The organism is Bradyrhizobium icense (genome assembly GCF_001693385.1).
Lineage (GTDB): Bacteria > Pseudomonadota > Alphaproteobacteria > Rhizobiales > Xanthobacteraceae > Bradyrhizobium > Bradyrhizobium icense.
Genome location: NZ_CP016428.1, coordinates 6,396,764 through 6,413,662 on the forward strand (window position 1 = coordinate 6,396,764; position 16,899 = coordinate 6,413,662).

The window sequence follows — 16,899 nt, forward strand, 5'->3', positions numbered from 1 at the left end:
CTGCTTGTCGATGCGCCGACGACTTGCGCTCGGTCCGGTGCTATCCGGACGGGCATCTGCTCAGTAACCGAGCAGACGTCCGTCGCGTTGTGGCATCGCGGCGCTAGGCAGAGACCGCCTCAGCTGGTCGCGTATTTCCAGTAAGCAAGGAGGTCCCAAATGCCCTTCTCCAGACCGTCAGAAAACGCGGAAACCAGGAGTGCGCGACGGCGCTCTGATAGGCCCATGTGCGGTATTTGAGACCCTTTTCCGACAGGAGTTCCTGATACCCGCCGTGCGTCTCGGTTGCAGTCTGGATGTCTCGCAGTATGTCGCGGGCGCAGGACCGGTACGTGTCTGTGCCGGAAATTCATCGTACTCCAGCATGCGATCGGCGAACTCGACGTTGAACGTCGGCCAGCAGGAACGCCCCTGGTAGGCCGGAGCCGCAATCTTGTGGATCATCTTGTTCTGCGGGTTATCCGTGGACACCAGGAAGTGTGACGTATCCGGGATTCGAAACCGCGGTTCCTCAAGTATCATATCCGTCGTAGCTGCGAATAGCGCGCGTTCGCTCGCATCGCTAAGGTCCCAAAAGCCCTGGTGCACATTGACGAAATCCAGGGCGATCGAGGATGCCGCCGGTTCGATCCTGGAATCCAAAGTATGCCTGATATAGCCATGCTTGCCAAACAGCCCGAGCAATTGCTTTTTGTATTGTGAAAGCGCGCGTCCGAGCAGCCCTTCCAGCTCGATCTGATCGATCACCTCTAGTCGTATTCCGCGCACGAACGTCGCGTAGACGCATGCATTGGTGACGAAGCGCCTGCGTTCGGCGCGAGTATCTGTTGCCGCGGAACGGGGCGCGTTTACGTCGCACAGCAAAGCCGTGAGGCCGTCGTCATCGAACGGCTCCAATGCGTTGGCGAGTTGAAATATTGCCTTCTTCAGGTCCTCGCGATACTCGGCCAGCAACAAGCGGCCGGCATAAGCGCTCTGGGACATCGCCAGATATGAAGATGACCTTTGGTCCGCCCGCATGATCTGTTCGAGACCTGCGAGGATGCCCAACAGCGTGTCTGACGGCAGCGAGAAGTAGTTGACGCCGACATACCGATCGCTTCCAGCAGGAACAATGGTCGTTGTGACGACGCCGGCGCGGACGGCCTCCAACATCAGTCGCACGCTCTTTTCGAGCAAGCGAACGCGGCGGATTGCATCCTCGGAATCCATGATGGTCTCGGGATCGAGAACGTCGGGATAAAACCAGGCAAAATCCCGGGGATAATAGGCCGATGCGTGCGGGGCCCCCGTGACCAGAAAGGCTTCCGTCGGAGAAAAGGCACTGTTCACCGAGTGCCGGTACAGCTCAACGATCCCGGCCGGCGAGTGATATTTTCGCAGGAATCGATCCCCGAGAAAATTGACAGCCTGAATACCGTTGGCGACGCAGGTGGCAAACATACCCTGGTAAAATCGGTATTCGCGATTGGATGGAAATGGAATGTGACGATTCATATGCTTGGATGAACCAGGTCCCGGTAGGAGTACCACGCGTTGTTACTCCAGACATCATCGATTCGTCTTTCTGTCAGATGAATCATGATGTCATCGTTTTGTCACAAGTGGACGTGGCAGCAGCGCTAGGGAATGTCAGTTTTGGCAGGTGAGCGAACTTAAGCTGGCCGAACGCCGCTCTCAGGATCTCTCTGATCCGCCATCCGCACGTGGCCGAAAATTCTCGATCAAACGCAACAATACCCGCGCGCCGGCATCCGCGTCGGCGAGTTCGACGTGCTCGGCCGGGTTATGGCTGATGCCGCCACGGCAGCGCACGAACAGCATGGCGACATCGGCGATATCGATCATTGCCATGCCGTCATGCCCCGCACCGCTCGGCAGTTCGAACACGCTATAGCCTTCGGCCGCAACCGCTTCCGCGACCTGCGCTTTCAGCCATGACGCGCAGGGCACGGTGCGGTTTTCGTGGGTGACGTCGATCTGCAGCGACAATTCGCGGCGCTTCGCGATCGCCTCGATTCGCTGCACGATTTCGGCGACGGCGCGCTTGCGATGCGGATCGGTCGGCGCGCGGATGTCAAGCGTGAACGACACCCGTCCCGGGATCACGTTGGTCGCGCCGGGCGACGCGTTGATCACGCCGACGGTGCCGACCAGACCGGCGCCGTCAACCTTGCAGAATTGCTCGAGCGCGGTGATGCATTCGGCAGCGCCCGCCAGCGCGTCGCGCCGCAGCGCCATCGGCACCGTGCCGGCATGGCCAGCCATGCCGGAGAGGCTCGCCGTCAGCCGCGTGGCGCCAGCGATCGCTGTCACCACGCCGACGGGAATGTCTTGCTGTTCCAGCACCGGCCCCTGCTCGATGTGCAGTTCGACATAGGCGTGCAGTTCGCGCCGCGCCCGCGCCGCCGTACCGATTTTGGCCGGATCCAGCCCAAACTGCACCATCGCCTCGCGCATGGTGACGCCGTCATGGTCGCGCGCGTCGAGCACGGGGGCGTCGAAGGTTCCGGCGACCGCCCGGCTGCCGAGCAGCGTGGAGGCAAACCGCACGCCCTCCTCATCGGCGAAACCGACGATTTCGATCGCGAACGGCAGCCGCACGCCGCGCCGGTTCAGGTCGCCGACGCAGGCGATCGCCGTGATCACGCCGAGCGGCCCATCCCATTTGCCGGCATCGCGCACGGTGTCGTAGTGCGAGCCCAGCATCAGGCAGGGCAGTCCCGGGCGGTCGCCTTCGTAACGGCCGCAGACATTGCCGATGGCGTCGAGATGCGCGGCCATGCCGGCATCCCGCATCCAGGACAGAATGAGATCGGCGGCGGTGCGATGCTCTGGCGAGAGAAAGATCCGCGCCAGATGCTGCGGCGTCTCGGAAATCATTCCGAGCTGATTGATACGGCTTACGATTTCATCGCCGAGCATTGCTTCATCCGATATCGAAAGCGTTATCGGCGAGATGAGAGAGGTTAGCGTGCCAGTGCTGCGCGATCTGCAGCCGCGTCGGCACCCAGACGCGCTCATGCGTTCCGATGTAGTCGAGAAACCGCATCAGCGCCGCCGCGCGGCCGGGGCGGCCGACGACCCGGCAATGCAGGCCGACCGACATCATCTTCGGCGCGCGCTCACCTTCCGCATAAAGAACGTCAAAACTGTCCTTGAGGTAGGTGAAGAATTCATCGCCGCCGCCAAAACCCTGCGCGTTGACAAAGCGCATGTCGTTGGCATCGAGCGTATAGGGAATGACCAGATGCGGCTTGGAGCCCCGCGACTTGATCCAGTATGGCAGGTCGTCGGCATAGGAGTCGCTGAGATAAAGCAGGCCGCCGGATTCCATCAGGAGCCGCAGCGTGTTGATCGAGGAGCGCCCGGTATACCAGCCGAGCGGGCGCTGCCCCGTCGCCTCGGTGTGGACGCGGATCGCGGCTGCGATCTCGGTCCGCTCCTCGCTCTCCGACATGTCCCTGTGCTCGATCCATCTGAGGCTATGGCTGGCAATATCCCAGCCGGCCTCCTTCATGGCGGCGACCACGTCGGGATTTCGCTGCAACGCCTTGGCGACGCCGAACACGGTGACCGGCAAACTGCGTTCGGTGAACATCCGCCACAGCCGCCAGAAGCCGGCGCGCGAGCCATATTCGAACATCGACTCGATGTTGGCATGGCGCTGTCCGGGCCAGGGCTGCGCGCCCAGCACATCGGACAAAAAAGCCTCCGAGGCGCGATCGCCGTCGAGAACATTGTTCTCGCCGCCTTCCTCGAAATTGACCACGAACTGCACCGCGACGCGCGCATTGCCGGGCCAATTGGGATCGGGCGGGTTGCGCCCGTAGCCGCGAAAGTCGCGCGGGTAGACCGGCGCGGCCACGCTAGACCTCCTCGAAGCGGATCTTTTGCGCGCCCTTCCACAGCACGGACTTGCCGAATGCGGTCAGGTTCTCCAGACCCGACGTCAGGGTGATGAAGTGGTTACCGGCGAGCTGGCCCATCTTGCTGGCGAAATGCACCCCGCCATAGGCCAGCAGGATTTCGGTCTCGCTGATGCCGCCGGGATAGAGAATGATCTGGCCGGGCGAGGGATAGCTGGTGTGGTTCTCGTAGGAGACCCCGAAATCGAGATCGCCGAGCGGCATCCAGACACCCTCGCCGCTCCAGCGCACATGGATCGCCTGGCTCTCGAACGGCATCGCCTTGCGAAACGCGGCGACCGTCTTGGGCGCAAGTTGCTCCTCGAAGCGGGCCTGGAACGTGAATTCACCGGCGCGGACAATCAGTTGGCTCATCGATCTCTTCTTCTAGATATAGGTGAGGACGTGGTTCAGCCGTATCCATTACAGCCCGAACAAGCGGACGCAAGACCGATTCCGGCCCATTCTGTTTCGGCCAGGACGTCGGAGCCGTGAATTCGCCAGCGGGACCTAGCTGCGGGCCCTCGCCGGGACCGGAGGGGACCGCGCATCGTCATGCTCGAAAGTACCGCTGAAGTCGGCGAGCGGCGGCGATATCAGGGCGCGCTCGCGCGGGAATGCTTCGGGCATCTCCTCGCGAATGAAGGCCAGCAGCTTCTCCCGGATTTCGCAGCGGAGATCCCAGGACTGCGGGGCAGATCTGGCGCTGACCAATGCGCGAAGCTCGATCGACCGCGGGCTGGCCTCGATCACCTGAAGATTGACCACGGCGCCATCCCACAATTTGGAATCGCCCACGGCCTGCTCGAGCCGCTGCCTGATCCGCGAGACATCGGTGCAATAATCGACGTGAAGGGTGATGGCCCCGATCAGCGACTGAGTGTCGCGGGTCCAGTTCTGGAACGGACGTTCGATGAAGTAGGACAGCGGAACCACCATCCGGCGCCAGTCCCACAACCGGACCACGACGTAGGTTGAGGCAATGTCCTCCACCCACCCCCATTCGTTCTCGATGATGACGGCGTCCTCGATCCGGATCGGCTGCGTGATCGCGATCTGCACGCCGGCGATGAGGTTTGAGAGCAGCGGCCGCGCGGCAAGACCGACAATCAGACCGGCGGCGCCGGCGGAGGCGAACAGGCTGACGCCGTACTGCTTGACCGATTCGAACGTCATCAAGGCGGTGGAAACGGCAATGATGACAACCAACGTATCGAGCACGCGCTTGAAGACGCGCACCTGGGTGACGTGCTTGCGTGCGAGGAAGTTCTCATCGGTATCGAGGCGGAACCGCTGCAGATAGCGCGCAGCCCCCATGTCCACGGCGCGAACCGTGATCCATCCGATCAGCGCGATGACGGCGACGATAAAGAAGTGCCTGAGCTGTTGACCCAGCACGTCGTTCAAGGGCGCAAGCGGCAGCACCAGTGCCACGGCGACGAGACAAAGCGCGAGCCGCGCCGGGCCTGCGACCCGCTGCAACAGCAATGTCACGGCCGGCCAGCGCATCCCGAGGGCGCGCTTGATGATCCTTGCCGCAATACCGTAGACGAACAGCGCAACGACAATGGCACCGACGACGAGGCCGACGCCGACCAGCCATTGCGGCACCCAGCCCAACATCCGTTCGAACCTTGACAGAATATCTTCCATGCCGGATTCCCGCTGCGTGGCGTCGTTCGGCCGCTAACGCATTGATGCGTGCATTGGTCCCGCACCTGACGCAGCGCAGCAATTCACGGCGCGCAACGCGGGATTATCGGCTGATGGGAACTTTGGCGTGATGGTTTGCGGAGCGCGATGGCTCAGGATTCGCCGCGCCAGAATGCGGTCTGCAGCGGCAGTTGGTGTTTGATCATTGCGACGCCATCGACCACCTTCAGGCCGCGCGCGGCGCTAGCCTGCATGAACTCGGTCCGGCGGGCGGCGATGATATCGAACACCGCGCAATCATCCGGCAGCCTCGCGGGATTCATCGGCAGGGCATCCGTCTCGCGAAGCCCGAGCGAGGTGGCGTTGACGAGCAGGCCGGCGTCGTCGAATTTTTCGTCCAGACTGACCTCGAGATCGACGAAGCGGCTGCGGAGTTTTCGGGCGAGCATTTCGACCGGCCCCGGCGCTTCGTTCAGGATTCGTAACCGCCTTGCACCTGCCGCAGCCAGCGCATGACAGATCGCGCGACCCGCTCCGCCCGCCCCGATCACGACGCAGCGGCGGTCGGGATCGAATATCCCCGCCTCGCGCGCCGCATTCAGAAAGCCGCCGCCGTCGAAGGATTCACCGACCAGCCGACCACCAGCCTCGATCCGGATCGTGTTGACGACGCCCTCGAACTCGGCGGCTGGCCCCACCGCGTCGCACAGTTCGAATGCCGCCGGCTTGTGCGGCATGGTGAGATTGAAGCCGGCGACGCTCGGCGATTTCGCGAGCACGCGGATCGTTTCGGAAAGATGTTCCGGCGCAATGTCGAGCGGCACCATGTGCCAGTCCAGCCCGTTGCCCTGGAAGTAAGGCGTGTAATGGCGAGGCGCGCCGACATGTCCGGCCGGATGGGCAAAGATGAATACAAATCGTGAAGCACCGGTCGGAAGCCGCATCGCTTTCACCCTTTCACCGCGCCCGCCGTCAGCCCGCTCACCAGATAGCGGCGCACGGCGAGCGAGAAAATCAGGACCGGCGCCATCACCAACGAGCCGCCCGCGGCGATCTTGCCCCACTCCCAGCCCTCGTAGTTCATGAAGTTGACCACGGCGACTGGCGCCGTGCGCGCATTGGTCCGCGTCAGGATCAGCGCAAAGAAAAAGTCGTTCCAGGCGTAGAGGAAGCACAGGATTGCGGTGGCGGCGATGCCGGGCGCGACCATCGGCAGCACGATGTGGAGAAAGACGACCCGTGTCGACGCGCCGTCGACCAGCGCCGCCTCTTCCAGCGACGTCGGCACGGTTTCAAAAAACGGCTGCATCATCCAGATCACCAGCGGCAGGTTGAAGCTGGTGTAGACCAGCACCAGCCCGGTGACGGTATCGAGCAGCCCGATCCAGCGATAGAACAGGAAGAACGGAATCGTGAACGCGATCGGCGGCGCCATTCGCGTCACCAGGATGGCAAAGCTCAGCGCGTGCTTTCCCCTCCCCGCCCAGCGCGATAACGCGTAGGCCGCGGGCACCCCGAGAACGAGCGCCAATGCCGTGGAGAATGACGCGCTCATCAGGCTGTTGACAAAGGAAGCCGCGAACGCGCCTTGCCAGAGCGACGCATAGTTTTGCAGCGTCGGCGTGAAGATCAAAGGCGGCGGAAACTGCAGGATCAGGTCGTTGGACTTGAAGCTCATCTGCAAGAGCCAGAGGAACGGCGACAGCAGCACGATCAGCGTCACGCCGATCGCAACCAGCCGGCGCGGGCTGGCCGAACGGCGGACCGGGCCACTCATGCCCCCACTCATGCCATGGCCTCGCGGCGACGGCCCATCCACACCACGCCGAGGCTGACGGCAACGACGAGCAACAGCATTACGATGGTGACCGAACTGGAATAGCCGATCTCGTTGAAGTCGAATGCGAGCAGATAGGCGTAATAGTTGGTCACCTCGGTGACGCTGCCCGGCCCGCCGCCGGTCAAGAGGAACACCAGCGGAAACGCCTTCACGCTGTCGATCAGGCGAAACATGCCCGAGATGACCAGGATCGGCGTGATGAAGGGCAGCGTGATGTAGAAGAAGATCTGCAGCCGGTTGGCGCCGTCGACCAGCGCCGCTTCGGAAAATTCCTCCGGAATGGTCTGCAGCGCGGCCAATACCATCAGGAAGGTGAAGGGCATCCATTCCCAGGTGTCGGCGATGATGATCGCGGTCAGCGCGAAATCGACGCTCGAGGTCAGCGACGGCATCGCCACGTTTAGCAGGCTTGCGGCGTAGTAGAGCGGGCTGATGTCGGGCGTATAGATCAGCTTCCAGATGATCGCCACGACGATCGGCGGCAGCACCATCGGAATCAGGAACAAAGTGCGGGCGAATTCCACCACGCGAGACTGCGTGTGCAGCAATAGCGCGAGCAGCATACCGAGCAGGACCTGCAGCAACACACCCCAGAACGACAGCTTGGCCTGCACCCACAGCGAATTGACGAAGCGCGGGTCGCCGGGGAGCAGGCGATAGTTCCGCAAGGGCGAGCTGAAATCGGTCGATGATCCCGGATTGACCAGTTGGAACGGCGTCAGGCTGGTCACGACAAGATAGATCGCAGGCAAGCCTGCGATCACAAACAACACGATCAGGCTCGGCGCCAGCGCGATGGCGTTGAAGCGGCGGCGCTCGGCGTCGACCAGTCCCTTATCCCTCAAAGCGCGGTCCCGGCACGGCGAAGATTGGCCACCGCCTGCTCCTGCGCCGCGTTCATCGCCGCGGCTGCTGTGAGCTGTCCCGTCGCTACCTGTTCGAACGCCTTGTTGAGGACATCGCCAACGATCGGGAACTCCTTCACCGTGCGATAAGCCATGTAGTTCTCGCTCTTGGCCGGCAGCCCCAAGACTTCGAGATAGAGCGCGCCGAGGTCCTGGCCGTTGACCGTGTTCAGCTTGCGGTATTCTTCGCTCTCGATCACGGATCTGCGGCAGACCGACGAATGGCCGTGCTCCTTGACGAGCCGCATCGAGATTTCCGGGCTGAGCGCCCACTTAATGAATTCCCACGCCGCTTTCTTGTTCTTGGCGTTCTTGGGAATGCCAAGGCCCTGGCTGTTGGCAGCCGGGTGGTCGTGCACCGGCCCGGCGGGCATCCTGACCACGCGCGAGGTGTCTTTCACCTTGCTATCGTTCGAAAGCAGGATCGGCGTAATCCAGGCGCTGGAATGAATGAAAATGTTGGAGCGGCCGGTCATGTGGGATTGCCGCGCCTGATCCTCCGTGTAGGTGAGCACGCCGCGCGGCGCGTAGTTCTTCAGCAGGTTCGCGTAATATTCAACGGCCTGAATGGCTTCCGGCGAGTTCAGCGTCGGCATGATGTCCGTGGGCGGCTTGCGGAAAATATTGCCGCCAAAGCCCTGGATGTAAGGCGGCAGGCACCAGTGATGAAGCTGGAAGCTGACGATGCCGTTGACGTTCTCGGCGCCGTTCATTGCGGCGCAAACCTGCTCCAGCTCGGCAAAGGTCTTTGGTATCTTGAGTCCGCGCTTCTCCATCAGGTCCATGCGCGACAGGCCCATCACCATGGCCCCGCCTTCCCAGGAATAGCCGTAGGTCGCGCCCTTGGCATCGCGGTAAGGTACCTGCGCGCCTTCGACGAAGTCTTTCGGCTTCCACTCCGCCGGCGTCAGATTTGGATCGGCGGTGAATTCGTCGAGATTGGCGAGCAAACCGGCCGCCACCCAGCGCGCGGCCAGGATGAAGGTGACGTTGACGAAATCGAACGCCGAGCCGCCCGACGACAATTCGAGATTGGCCTGCTGGTTGTAGACCGGAAACGCGGAGAGTTGCAGATCGACCTTCATGCCGGTCTGCGCCTCGAACTCCGGGATGTAGTTCTGCAGCAGCGTGAAAAAGCGGTGCTGGAAGGACGCGCCGCGCAGCGTGACGCCGGCAAACGGTTTTGTTTGTGCAATGGCCGGCAGGGGAAATGCGGTCGCGCCAAGAGCGGCGCCGGCCTGAAGCAGCGTTCGGCGGCTGAAGCCCGCGGATTCATGACTCGGATTCTTCTTGGTCATAGCAGCCTCCCTGACGGTTTTTCGACAATATGACCGACATAAAATACGCTGTCAAAAGGAGCCTTCCCCATAAAACGTGCTATTTTATGGTATCAATTGACATCATGCCGCAATAAAGCAGACAATATTATTTCAAGGCTTGAGGGTCCACGATTTGCCCAGGGACGTCGAACTTCGCCAGTCCAACACCCACGTCGCGCGCGAAATCGCAAAACTCATCGTCTCCGGCACGTGGCAGGAGGGAAGGACGCTGCCGCGCGAGATCGAGCTCGCTTCGCAATTCAGCGTCAGCCGCACCTCGATCCGGGAATCGCTGTCCATCCTCAAGGCAAAGGGCTTGATCGCGGCGCGGCAGAAGGCCGGCACCCATGTGCGCGAGCGGATCAACTGGAACATGCTGGATGCAGAGCTCCTGGAATGGACCTGGGCACTGCGCCCGACGGAAGAGTTCGCCCGGCAATTGACGCAGGTGCGCAGGATCGTCGAGCCGGAGGCTTGCGCGATCTGTGCCGAGCGCGGTTCGGACGCCGACCTCGCCCGGATCGAGCGGGCCTACCGCGAGATGGATGCCGCCGGAATGGACAGCCGCGCCTATTCCGAGCCCGACCTGCGCTTCCACCGCAGCATCCTGACGGCAACAGGTAACGACTTTCTGGTCGCCTTCGGCGCCACGGTGGAAGCGGCGCTGCGCATGTCGTTCGAACTCTCGACGCTGAACCCCGGCGCGCCGCGCAAGAGCCTGCCCTATCACCGCGCCATCCTCGACGAGATCTGGGCGCGCAATCCCGATGGCGCGCGGCGCGCGATGTATCGCCTGATGGACCTGACCGAGCGCAACATTACCTCGGCGCTGTCGCGCCGGCATGGCGAAGCGATGGCGGCAGCGGATACCAGCCGTGAACACGACGCGTGACGGAACGGCCCTAACCGCTTGCTTTCCCTTGGTGTTGCGCGTTTCATTCCAGTCAAACATCAGCGACCGGGGAAACACCCATGCCCGCAAGAATCATCGGAATGATCGGCACCCAGCAGGAGGGCGTCGCGGTTCATCTGATCAAGGGACAGATATCGCGGCAATGGGTGGTCGATTTCACCCGGCTGCATGAGCAGTGGAATTACGATTCCGTCCTTGTCGGCTATTACGCCTCCGCCGCTGAAGGATTTGCGATTGCACTTTATGCCGCCGATCACACCGAACGGATCAAGTTTTTGATCGCACACCGGCCGGGCTCGGTAGCGCCGGCACTGGCCGCGCGGCAGGCCGCGACCTTTGACCAGCTCACGCAGGGCCGGATGGCACTGCACATTATCGCCGGCACCAGCGATGCGGACCAGGCGAGCGAAGGCGACTTCCTGCCCAAGAACGACCGCTATCGCCGCGCTGGCGAATATCTGGAGGTGATGCAAAAACTCTGGACCAGCGACAGCCCGATCGATCACAAGGGCGAGTTCTACCGCGTCGAGGGCGGTTTTTCCGATATCAAACCCTATCAGCAGCCCTTTCCTCCGCTGTTCTTCGGCGGCTCGTCGGAGGGTGCGCTCGAGATGGGCGCCAAACATTGCGACGTGTTCGCGATCTTTGGCGAGCCGCTCAAGGAAACGCGGGAACGGGTACAGGATTTCCGCCGGCGCGCCGCTGTCTTCGGGCGTCAGGTCGGCTTCAACATGTCGCTGCGGCCGATCATGGCGGATAGCGAAGGCGCGGCGTGGGACAAGGCGAACGCGCTGCTGGCGGATGTCGAGCGCAAGACCGGTGCCGCGCCGCAACCGACCAACCATTCCGCCGAGCGCCTGCTCGGCTACGCCGCGCGCGGCGACGTCCATGACGAGCGGCTATGGATGGGGATCGCCCGCGCCACCGGCGCGCCGGGCAATACGTCATGCCTGGTCGGAACACCCGAGCAGATCGCAGCGGCGGTGCTGGAATATTACCGGCTCGGTATTCATTCCTTCCTGCTGCGCGGCTTTGAAAATCCGCACGACACGATGGCGATCGGCCGCGACCTGATTCCGCTCATCAAGCATGGCGCGCTTGCGATCGACCGGCAGGCCGAAGCAGCCGAATAGAGTTCACCTCAAGTATCCGCAGGTACCTCAAGGTGCCGGCGCAACGTCTTGGCACACGAAGAGAAAACCCATGAAAGAATTTGCATGAAGGCGGTCGTTGTCGAGAACTACAATTCGATCGACGGTATCTCGATCAAGGAGATCGATACGCCCGGGCTCGCTGCGGGCGAAGTCCGCGTCAGGATCGGCGCGGCGGCGGTCGGCTTCGTCGATGGCTTAAAGGTGCAGGGTCTCTACCAGACCAAGGACCCGCTGCCGTTCGTGCCGGGAACGGAGTTTGCCGGAACTGTCGACGCCGTCGCCGACAATGTCGGCACCTTCAAGTCGGGCATGCCGGTGATCGGCATGGCCCGTTCCGGCGCGCTCGCCGAATATATCGCGGTGCCGTCCGCGGCGCTCAAGCACCTGCCGCCGCAAGTTCCGTTCGAGGCCGGCGCATCGTTTCAGGCCAACTATCTGACCGGGCTTTACGCGCTGGATGCCCGTGCGGCGTTGCGCGAGGGCGAGATATTGCTGGTGCTGGGCGCGGCCGGCGGCGTCGGCATCGCTGCCGTGCAGATTGGGAAGCTGATGGGCGCGCGGGTGATTGCCGCGGCCTCGACGCCGGAGAAGCGCGAATTCGCGGTTCAGCACGGCGCCGATCAGACCATCGACTACACCCAGGCGGATTGGCGGGAGACGCTGAAGGAATTGACCGGCGGGCATGGACCGGATGTGATTTTCGATCCCGTCGGCGGCGAAGTATCGCTGCAGGCGTTTCGCTCGATCGCCTGGCGCGGACGACACCTCGTGGTCGGATTCGCCTCCGGTACCATTCCGGCGCTGGCGTTCAACCTGCCGCTGCTCAAGGGCGGCGCGCTGCTCGGCGTCGACCTCGCCCAGATCCAGAAGCGCGAGCCGGAGACGCACACCCGCCTGATGGCGCAATTGTTCGATTGGCTGGCATCGGGCAAATTGCAGCCGGTGGTCGGCAAGATCGTGCCGTTCGAGAATTTCCGCGAGGCGTTCAAGACCATGCAGTCGCGGTCGGCGCTCGGCAAGATGATCGTAAAACTCGGCTGAAACGGCGCGTCGAAGCAGGATACGGACCGATGTCTCTGGAAAACAGCAAGCAATCGCGCCGCCTGATGCACAGGCGGTCGGTCGAATGCGAAGGCTTTCTGCGCGACGACGGACTCTGGGAAGTCGAAGCGTGGCTGCGGGACACCAAGCCTTTCACCCAGCGTGCCGATCGTTTCCGCGGCGAACTGAAGCCGGGCGATCCCGTGCACGATATCGGCCTGCGGCTGGCGATCGACGACGGCATGACCATCCGCGAGGCGGAAGCGATGATGCGCGCGACGCCCTATCCGACCTGCGTCGAAGTCGAGCCGATCCTCGAGCGTCTGGTCGGCGAGCGCATCGGCCCGGGCTGGCGCGAGACGGTGCGGCGCAAGGTCGGCCGGCTGGAGACCTGCACGCATCTGATGGAATTGCTCGGCCCCGCCGTCACCACGGCGTACCAGACCATGTCCTACGGCAAGAATCCGGAAGGCCGCGACACGCTGGAGAACCAGCAGAACTCCGGCCAGCGTCCATTCTTCATCGGCGGCTGCCATTCCTGGCGGACCGACGGCCCCGTCGTCGCGGCGATGTTTCCGCAGTTCGCGACCAAGCCGGTGGCTCAGGACTGAAGACGCGTAATTGGTCTCCGTGTCCCGGACGCGGCGCAGCGCGTAGCGCTGCTCCGCAGAGCCGGGACCTATAGCGCACCGAGCATGGACCCCGGATCAGCAGCGCAGCACGCCGCATTCGCGGCGCGCTGCGCAGCATCCCGGGAATGCGCGGCCAGCAACCTCAGGAGGCACCCCTCAGAATAGATATCTGAGATATCACTTATTGACATCTGAACATCAATACTTAGGATGCAGGAATGACGTCCATAACTGGCCCGAGCCTCGCCGGCGAGGCAGACTGATGATCACTGCGGCTCAATTGCGGGCTGCCAGGGTGCTTCTCGGCATCGATCAGCGTCGGCTCGCGGCACTATCGGGGCTGTCGGTGCCGACCATCCAGCGCATGGAAGCAAGTGAGAGCATGGTCCGGGGCAATGTCGACTCGCTGGTGAAGCTGATCACCGCGCTCGAGGGGGCCGGCATAGAATTGATCGATGACGGGGCGAGCAGCGCCGACGGCGGGCGCGGCGTGCGGCTGAAGGCCGATTTCGGATCTGCCAACGCGCGACGGGAAAACAAGGCCTCCAGTGGAGCGAGGGCGCGCAAATAATGTCGGCCGTCGCGCTGCAAATGGTCTGTATCGCCGGGTTGCTTGGGCTGGCCGTGCTGGCGATCGCGCTGAGCCGCTCGAAGACCGCCACGGCCGTCATCTACGGCGCGACGCTGGCCGTATCCGCAATTGCACTGATCGGCGCGTTGCGCGGCCTGCTCGGCGGCGCCACGGACGCAACCACCCTCACCTTGCCGGTGGGATTGCCGTGGCTTGGGGCACATTTCCGTCTCGACGCATTGGCGTCGTTCTTCCTCATCGTCGTCAATCTGGGCGGGGCATCGGCAAGTCTCTACGGCCTCGGCTACGGCCATCATGACCCCGCGCCGCATCGCGTGCTGCCGTTCTTTCCGGCCTTTCTGGCCGGCATGAATCTCGTGGTGCTGGCCGACGACGCATTTTCCTATCTGCTGTGCTGGGAATTCATGTCGCTGGCATCGTGGGCGCTGGTGATGGCGCACCATCGCGAACCGGGCAATGCGAAAGCCGGTTACGTCTACCTCGTGATGGCGAGTTTCGGCACGCTCGCCCTGCTGTTGGCGTTCGGCCTGCTGGCAGGGCCTGCCGGAGACTACGGATTTGCGGCCATACGCGCCGCGCAGCACGCGCCATACGCGGCGACGCTGGTGCTGATCCTGATGCTGCTCGGCGCCGGTTCAAAGGCCGGCCTGGTGCCGTTGCATGTCTGGCTGCCGCTCGCCCACCCCGCGGCGCCGAGCCATGTGTCAGCGCTGATGAGCGGCGTCATGACCAAGGTCGCGGTCTACGGCTTCATTCGCGTCATGTTCGATCTGCTGGGACAGCCGACATGGCCGGCGAGCGTGGTCGTGCTGTTTCTCGGCAGCATCACCGCCGTCATGGGCATTCTCTACGCCATGATGGAGAAAGATCTGAAGCGCCTCCTGGCCTACAGCACCATCGAAAATATCGGCATCGTGTTCGTCAGCCTCGGCCTTGCCATGGCGTTCCAGGCGAACGGCCTGAAGATGGCGGCTGCGCTCGCCTTTACCGCCGCGCTGTTTCACGCCCTCAACCACTCCTTCTTCAAGAGCTTGCTGTTCTTCGGAGCCGGCGCGGTGCTGACTGCGACCGGCGAGCGGGATATGGACAAACTGGGCGGCCTCATTCACCGCATGCCCCTCACGAGCTTTGCCGTTCTGGTCGGCTGCGTCGCGATCTCGGCGCTTCCACCGTTCAACGGCTTCGTTTCGGAGTGGTTGATTTTCCAGGCCGTGCTGCAGAGTCCGGAACTGCCGCAATGGGCGCTGAAGATCATGGTGCCGGCGGTCGGCGCGATGCTGGCTTTGGCTGCCGCACTGGCGGCGGCGTGTTTCGTCAAGACCTATGGCGTGACCTTTCTCGGACGACCGCGCGGCACGGCCGCGGAAACCGCCGCTGAAGTCGACCGCTTCTCGCTCACGGCCATGTTCATCCTCGTCGCGCTTTGTCTATTGGCCGGAATCCTGCCGGGGCTGGCAATCGACGCCCTGGCGCCCGTCGCCACCCAAATGCTCGGCAGCCGCATGCCGGCGCAGGCCGGTCAACCCTGGCTTTCGATCGTGCCGATTGCGGAGAGCCGCAGCTCATACAATGGATTGCTGGTGATGGTATTCATCACGGCAACCGCGTCGCTTGCGGTCTTTATCATTCATCGTTTCGCCTCGCACGCGCTGCGGCGCGGACCGGCCTGGGGATGCGGCTTCTCCGACGCAACGCCCGCCGCGCAATATTCGGGCGTCAGTTTTGCCCAGCCGATCCGCCGGGTGTTCGGCACGCTCCTGTTCCACGCCCGCGATCACGTGACGATGCCGCCGCCGGGAGACGTAAGGCCGGCACGGCTGCGGATCGAACTGCACGACCTGGTCTGGAGCGGAATGTATGCGCCGATTGCGGATGCCGTCGGCTTCTTGTCCACACGGCTCAACCACCTGCAGTTCTTGACCATCCGGCGATATCTCAGCCTGGTCTTTGCCACCCTCGTCACGTTGTTGCTGGTGCTCGCGATATGGTCGTGATCTCCGACATCATCGTGCAGGGTGTGCAGATGCTGCTCGTACTGCTGCTCGCGCCGCTGCTCACCGGCTATGTGCGCAAGATCAAGGCCCGGCTGGTACGCCGCCAGGGTGCCTCCATCTTTCAGCCCTATCGCGACCTGCTGCGGCTGATGCGCAAGGAGGTGGTGCTGGCCGACAACGCCTCGTGGCTGTTCCGGGTGACGCCCTACATCACCTTCGCGGCGATCTGGGTGGCCGCCGCGCTGGTGCCGACCTTCGCGACCGGACTGCTGTTCAACTGGACGGCCGATCTGATCGCCATCGTCGCGCTGCTCGGAAGTGCGCGCTTCTTCCTCGCGCTCGCCGGAATGGATGTCGGAACCAGTTTCGGCGGCATCGGCTCCAGCCGCGAAGTCATGATCGCAGCGCTCGCGGAGCCCGCGATGCTGCTTATCGTGTTTTGCCTGGCGCTCGTCGCCGGCTCGACCCAGCTTTCGACGGTCGCGCATTTCCTGGCGTCTTCCTACGTGGGCTTGCGGGTGTCGCTCGGCATGGCGCTGGTCGCGCTGTTCATGGTGGCGATCGCGGAGAACGCGCGCATCCCGGTCGACAACCCGGCGACGCACCTCGAACTCACCATGGTGCACGAGGCGATGATCCTGGAATATTCGGGGCGCCATCTGGCGATGATCGAGCTCGGCGCGTTCCTGAAACTGCTGCTCTATGTCTCGCTGATCGCCTGCGTGTTCTTCCCCTGGCAGATCGCGCTGTATGGCAGCGGCGCGCTGTCCTACACGATCGGCGCCGGCGCCTATATCGTCAAGCTCGCGCTGGCCGGCTTCCTGCTCGCGCTGTTCGAAACCGCGACCGCAAAGATGCGGGTGTTTCGTGTTCCGCAGTTCCTCGGCGCGGCGTTCATGCTGGGCTTGCTCGGCACCCTGCTCCTGTTCGTCTCGAGGAGTTTCTGAT

15 protein-coding genes and 1 pseudogene are annotated in these 16,899 nt (G+C 63.0%); 7 read left to right on the forward strand and 9 right to left on the reverse strand.

The features are described 5' to 3' along the window. Nucleotides 1–103: 103 nt before the first annotated feature. From LMTR13_RS29755 to LMTR13_RS29795, 9 genes and pseudogenes are all read right to left on the reverse strand, one after another. Nucleotides 104–1,497: pseudogene (locus LMTR13_RS29755) on the reverse strand (hypothetical protein). Between the two features lie 180 nt (nt 1,498–1,677). Further along, the gene (locus LMTR13_RS29760) at nt 1,678–2,925 is read right to left on the reverse strand and encodes an allantoate amidohydrolase (protein WP_065730880.1); all 1,248 of its coding nucleotides are present in this window, start codon (nt 2,923–2,925) and stop codon (nt 1,678–1,680) included. Between the two features lie 4 nt (nt 2,926–2,929). Then, entirely contained in the window at nt 2,930–3,868 is a 939-nt protein-coding gene (gene puuE, locus LMTR13_RS29765) for an allantoinase PuuE (protein WP_065730881.1), read from the reverse strand. A gap of 1 nt (nt 3,869) precedes the next feature. Further along, nucleotides 3,870–4,283, reverse strand: a complete 414-nt coding sequence (locus tag LMTR13_RS29770; RefSeq protein ID WP_065730882.1) for a DUF3830 family protein — start codon at nt 4,281–4,283, stop codon at nt 3,870–3,872. Between the two features lie 135 nt (nt 4,284–4,418). Next, the gene (locus tag LMTR13_RS29775) at nt 4,419–5,561 is read right to left on the reverse strand and encodes a mechanosensitive ion channel family protein (protein ID WP_065730883.1); all 1,143 of its coding nucleotides are present in this window, start codon (nt 5,559–5,561) and stop codon (nt 4,419–4,421) included. 152 nt (nt 5,562–5,713) lie between these two features. Then, nucleotides 5,714–6,505 (reverse strand): shikimate dehydrogenase family protein, encoded by a 792-nt coding sequence (locus LMTR13_RS29780; protein WP_065733075.1) that lies wholly within the window; start codon nt 6,503–6,505, stop codon nt 5,714–5,716. Nucleotides 6,506–6,510: 5 nt separating this feature from the next. Continuing rightward, nucleotides 6,511–7,338 (reverse strand): carbohydrate ABC transporter permease, encoded by an 828-nt coding sequence (locus LMTR13_RS29785; RefSeq protein ID WP_156795850.1) that lies wholly within the window; start codon nt 7,336–7,338, stop codon nt 6,511–6,513. 8 nt (nt 7,339–7,346) lie between these two features. Beyond that, nucleotides 7,347–8,246, reverse strand: coding sequence for a carbohydrate ABC transporter permease (locus tag LMTR13_RS29790; protein ID WP_065730885.1), 900 nt, complete (start codon nt 8,244–8,246; stop codon nt 7,347–7,349). Then, complete coding sequence (locus LMTR13_RS29795; RefSeq protein ID WP_065730886.1) at nt 8,243–9,604, reverse strand: ABC transporter substrate-binding protein; 1,362 nt, start codon at nt 9,602–9,604, stop codon at nt 8,243–8,245. Before LMTR13_RS29795 ends, LMTR13_RS29790 begins: the two co-directional genes overlap by 4 nt. 154 nt (nt 9,605–9,758) lie before the next feature. On the opposite strand from LMTR13_RS29795, the gene LMTR13_RS29800 reads away from it, so the two are divergent. The 7 genes from LMTR13_RS29800 to LMTR13_RS29830 all read left to right on the forward strand — a co-directional run bounded on the left by LMTR13_RS29800 (nt 9,759) and on the right by LMTR13_RS29830 (nt 16,898). After that, nucleotides 9,759–10,517, forward strand: coding sequence for a FadR/GntR family transcriptional regulator (locus LMTR13_RS29800; protein WP_065730887.1), 759 nt, complete (start codon nt 9,759–9,761; stop codon nt 10,515–10,517). A gap of 80 nt (nt 10,518–10,597) precedes the next feature. Then, entirely contained in the window at nt 10,598–11,671 is a 1,074-nt protein-coding gene (locus LMTR13_RS29805) for an LLM class flavin-dependent oxidoreductase (protein WP_065730888.1), read from the forward strand. 84 nt (nt 11,672–11,755) lie between these two features. Further along, entirely contained in the window at nt 11,756–12,733 is a 978-nt protein-coding gene (locus tag LMTR13_RS29810; RefSeq protein ID WP_065730889.1) for an NADPH:quinone oxidoreductase family protein, read from the forward strand. A 29-nt stretch (nt 12,734–12,762) separates the two neighbouring features. After that, nucleotides 12,763–13,344 carry a DUF2889 domain-containing protein gene (locus tag LMTR13_RS29815; RefSeq protein WP_065730890.1) on the forward strand — a complete coding sequence of 194 codons (582 nt, stop codon included), beginning with the start codon at nt 12,763–12,765 and terminating at the stop codon, nt 13,342–13,344. A gap of 283 nt (nt 13,345–13,627) precedes the next feature. Then, the gene (locus LMTR13_RS29820; protein ID WP_065730891.1) at nt 13,628–13,936 is read left to right on the forward strand and encodes a helix-turn-helix domain-containing protein; all 309 of its coding nucleotides are present in this window, start codon (nt 13,628–13,630) and stop codon (nt 13,934–13,936) included. Continuing rightward, on the forward strand, nt 13,936–15,951 hold the full coding sequence (gene hyfB / locus LMTR13_RS29825; RefSeq protein WP_065730892.1) for a hydrogenase 4 subunit B: 2,016 nt from the start codon (nt 13,936–13,938) through the stop codon (nt 15,949–15,951). The genes LMTR13_RS29820 and hyfB overlap by 1 nt, the downstream gene beginning before the upstream one ends. Continuing rightward, on the forward strand, nt 15,942–16,898 hold the full coding sequence (locus LMTR13_RS29830; RefSeq protein WP_065730893.1) for a respiratory chain complex I subunit 1 family protein: 957 nt from the start codon (nt 15,942–15,944) through the stop codon (nt 16,896–16,898). Before hyfB ends, LMTR13_RS29830 begins: the two co-directional genes overlap by 10 nt. The last annotated feature ends 1 nt before the right edge of the window (nt 16,899 follow it).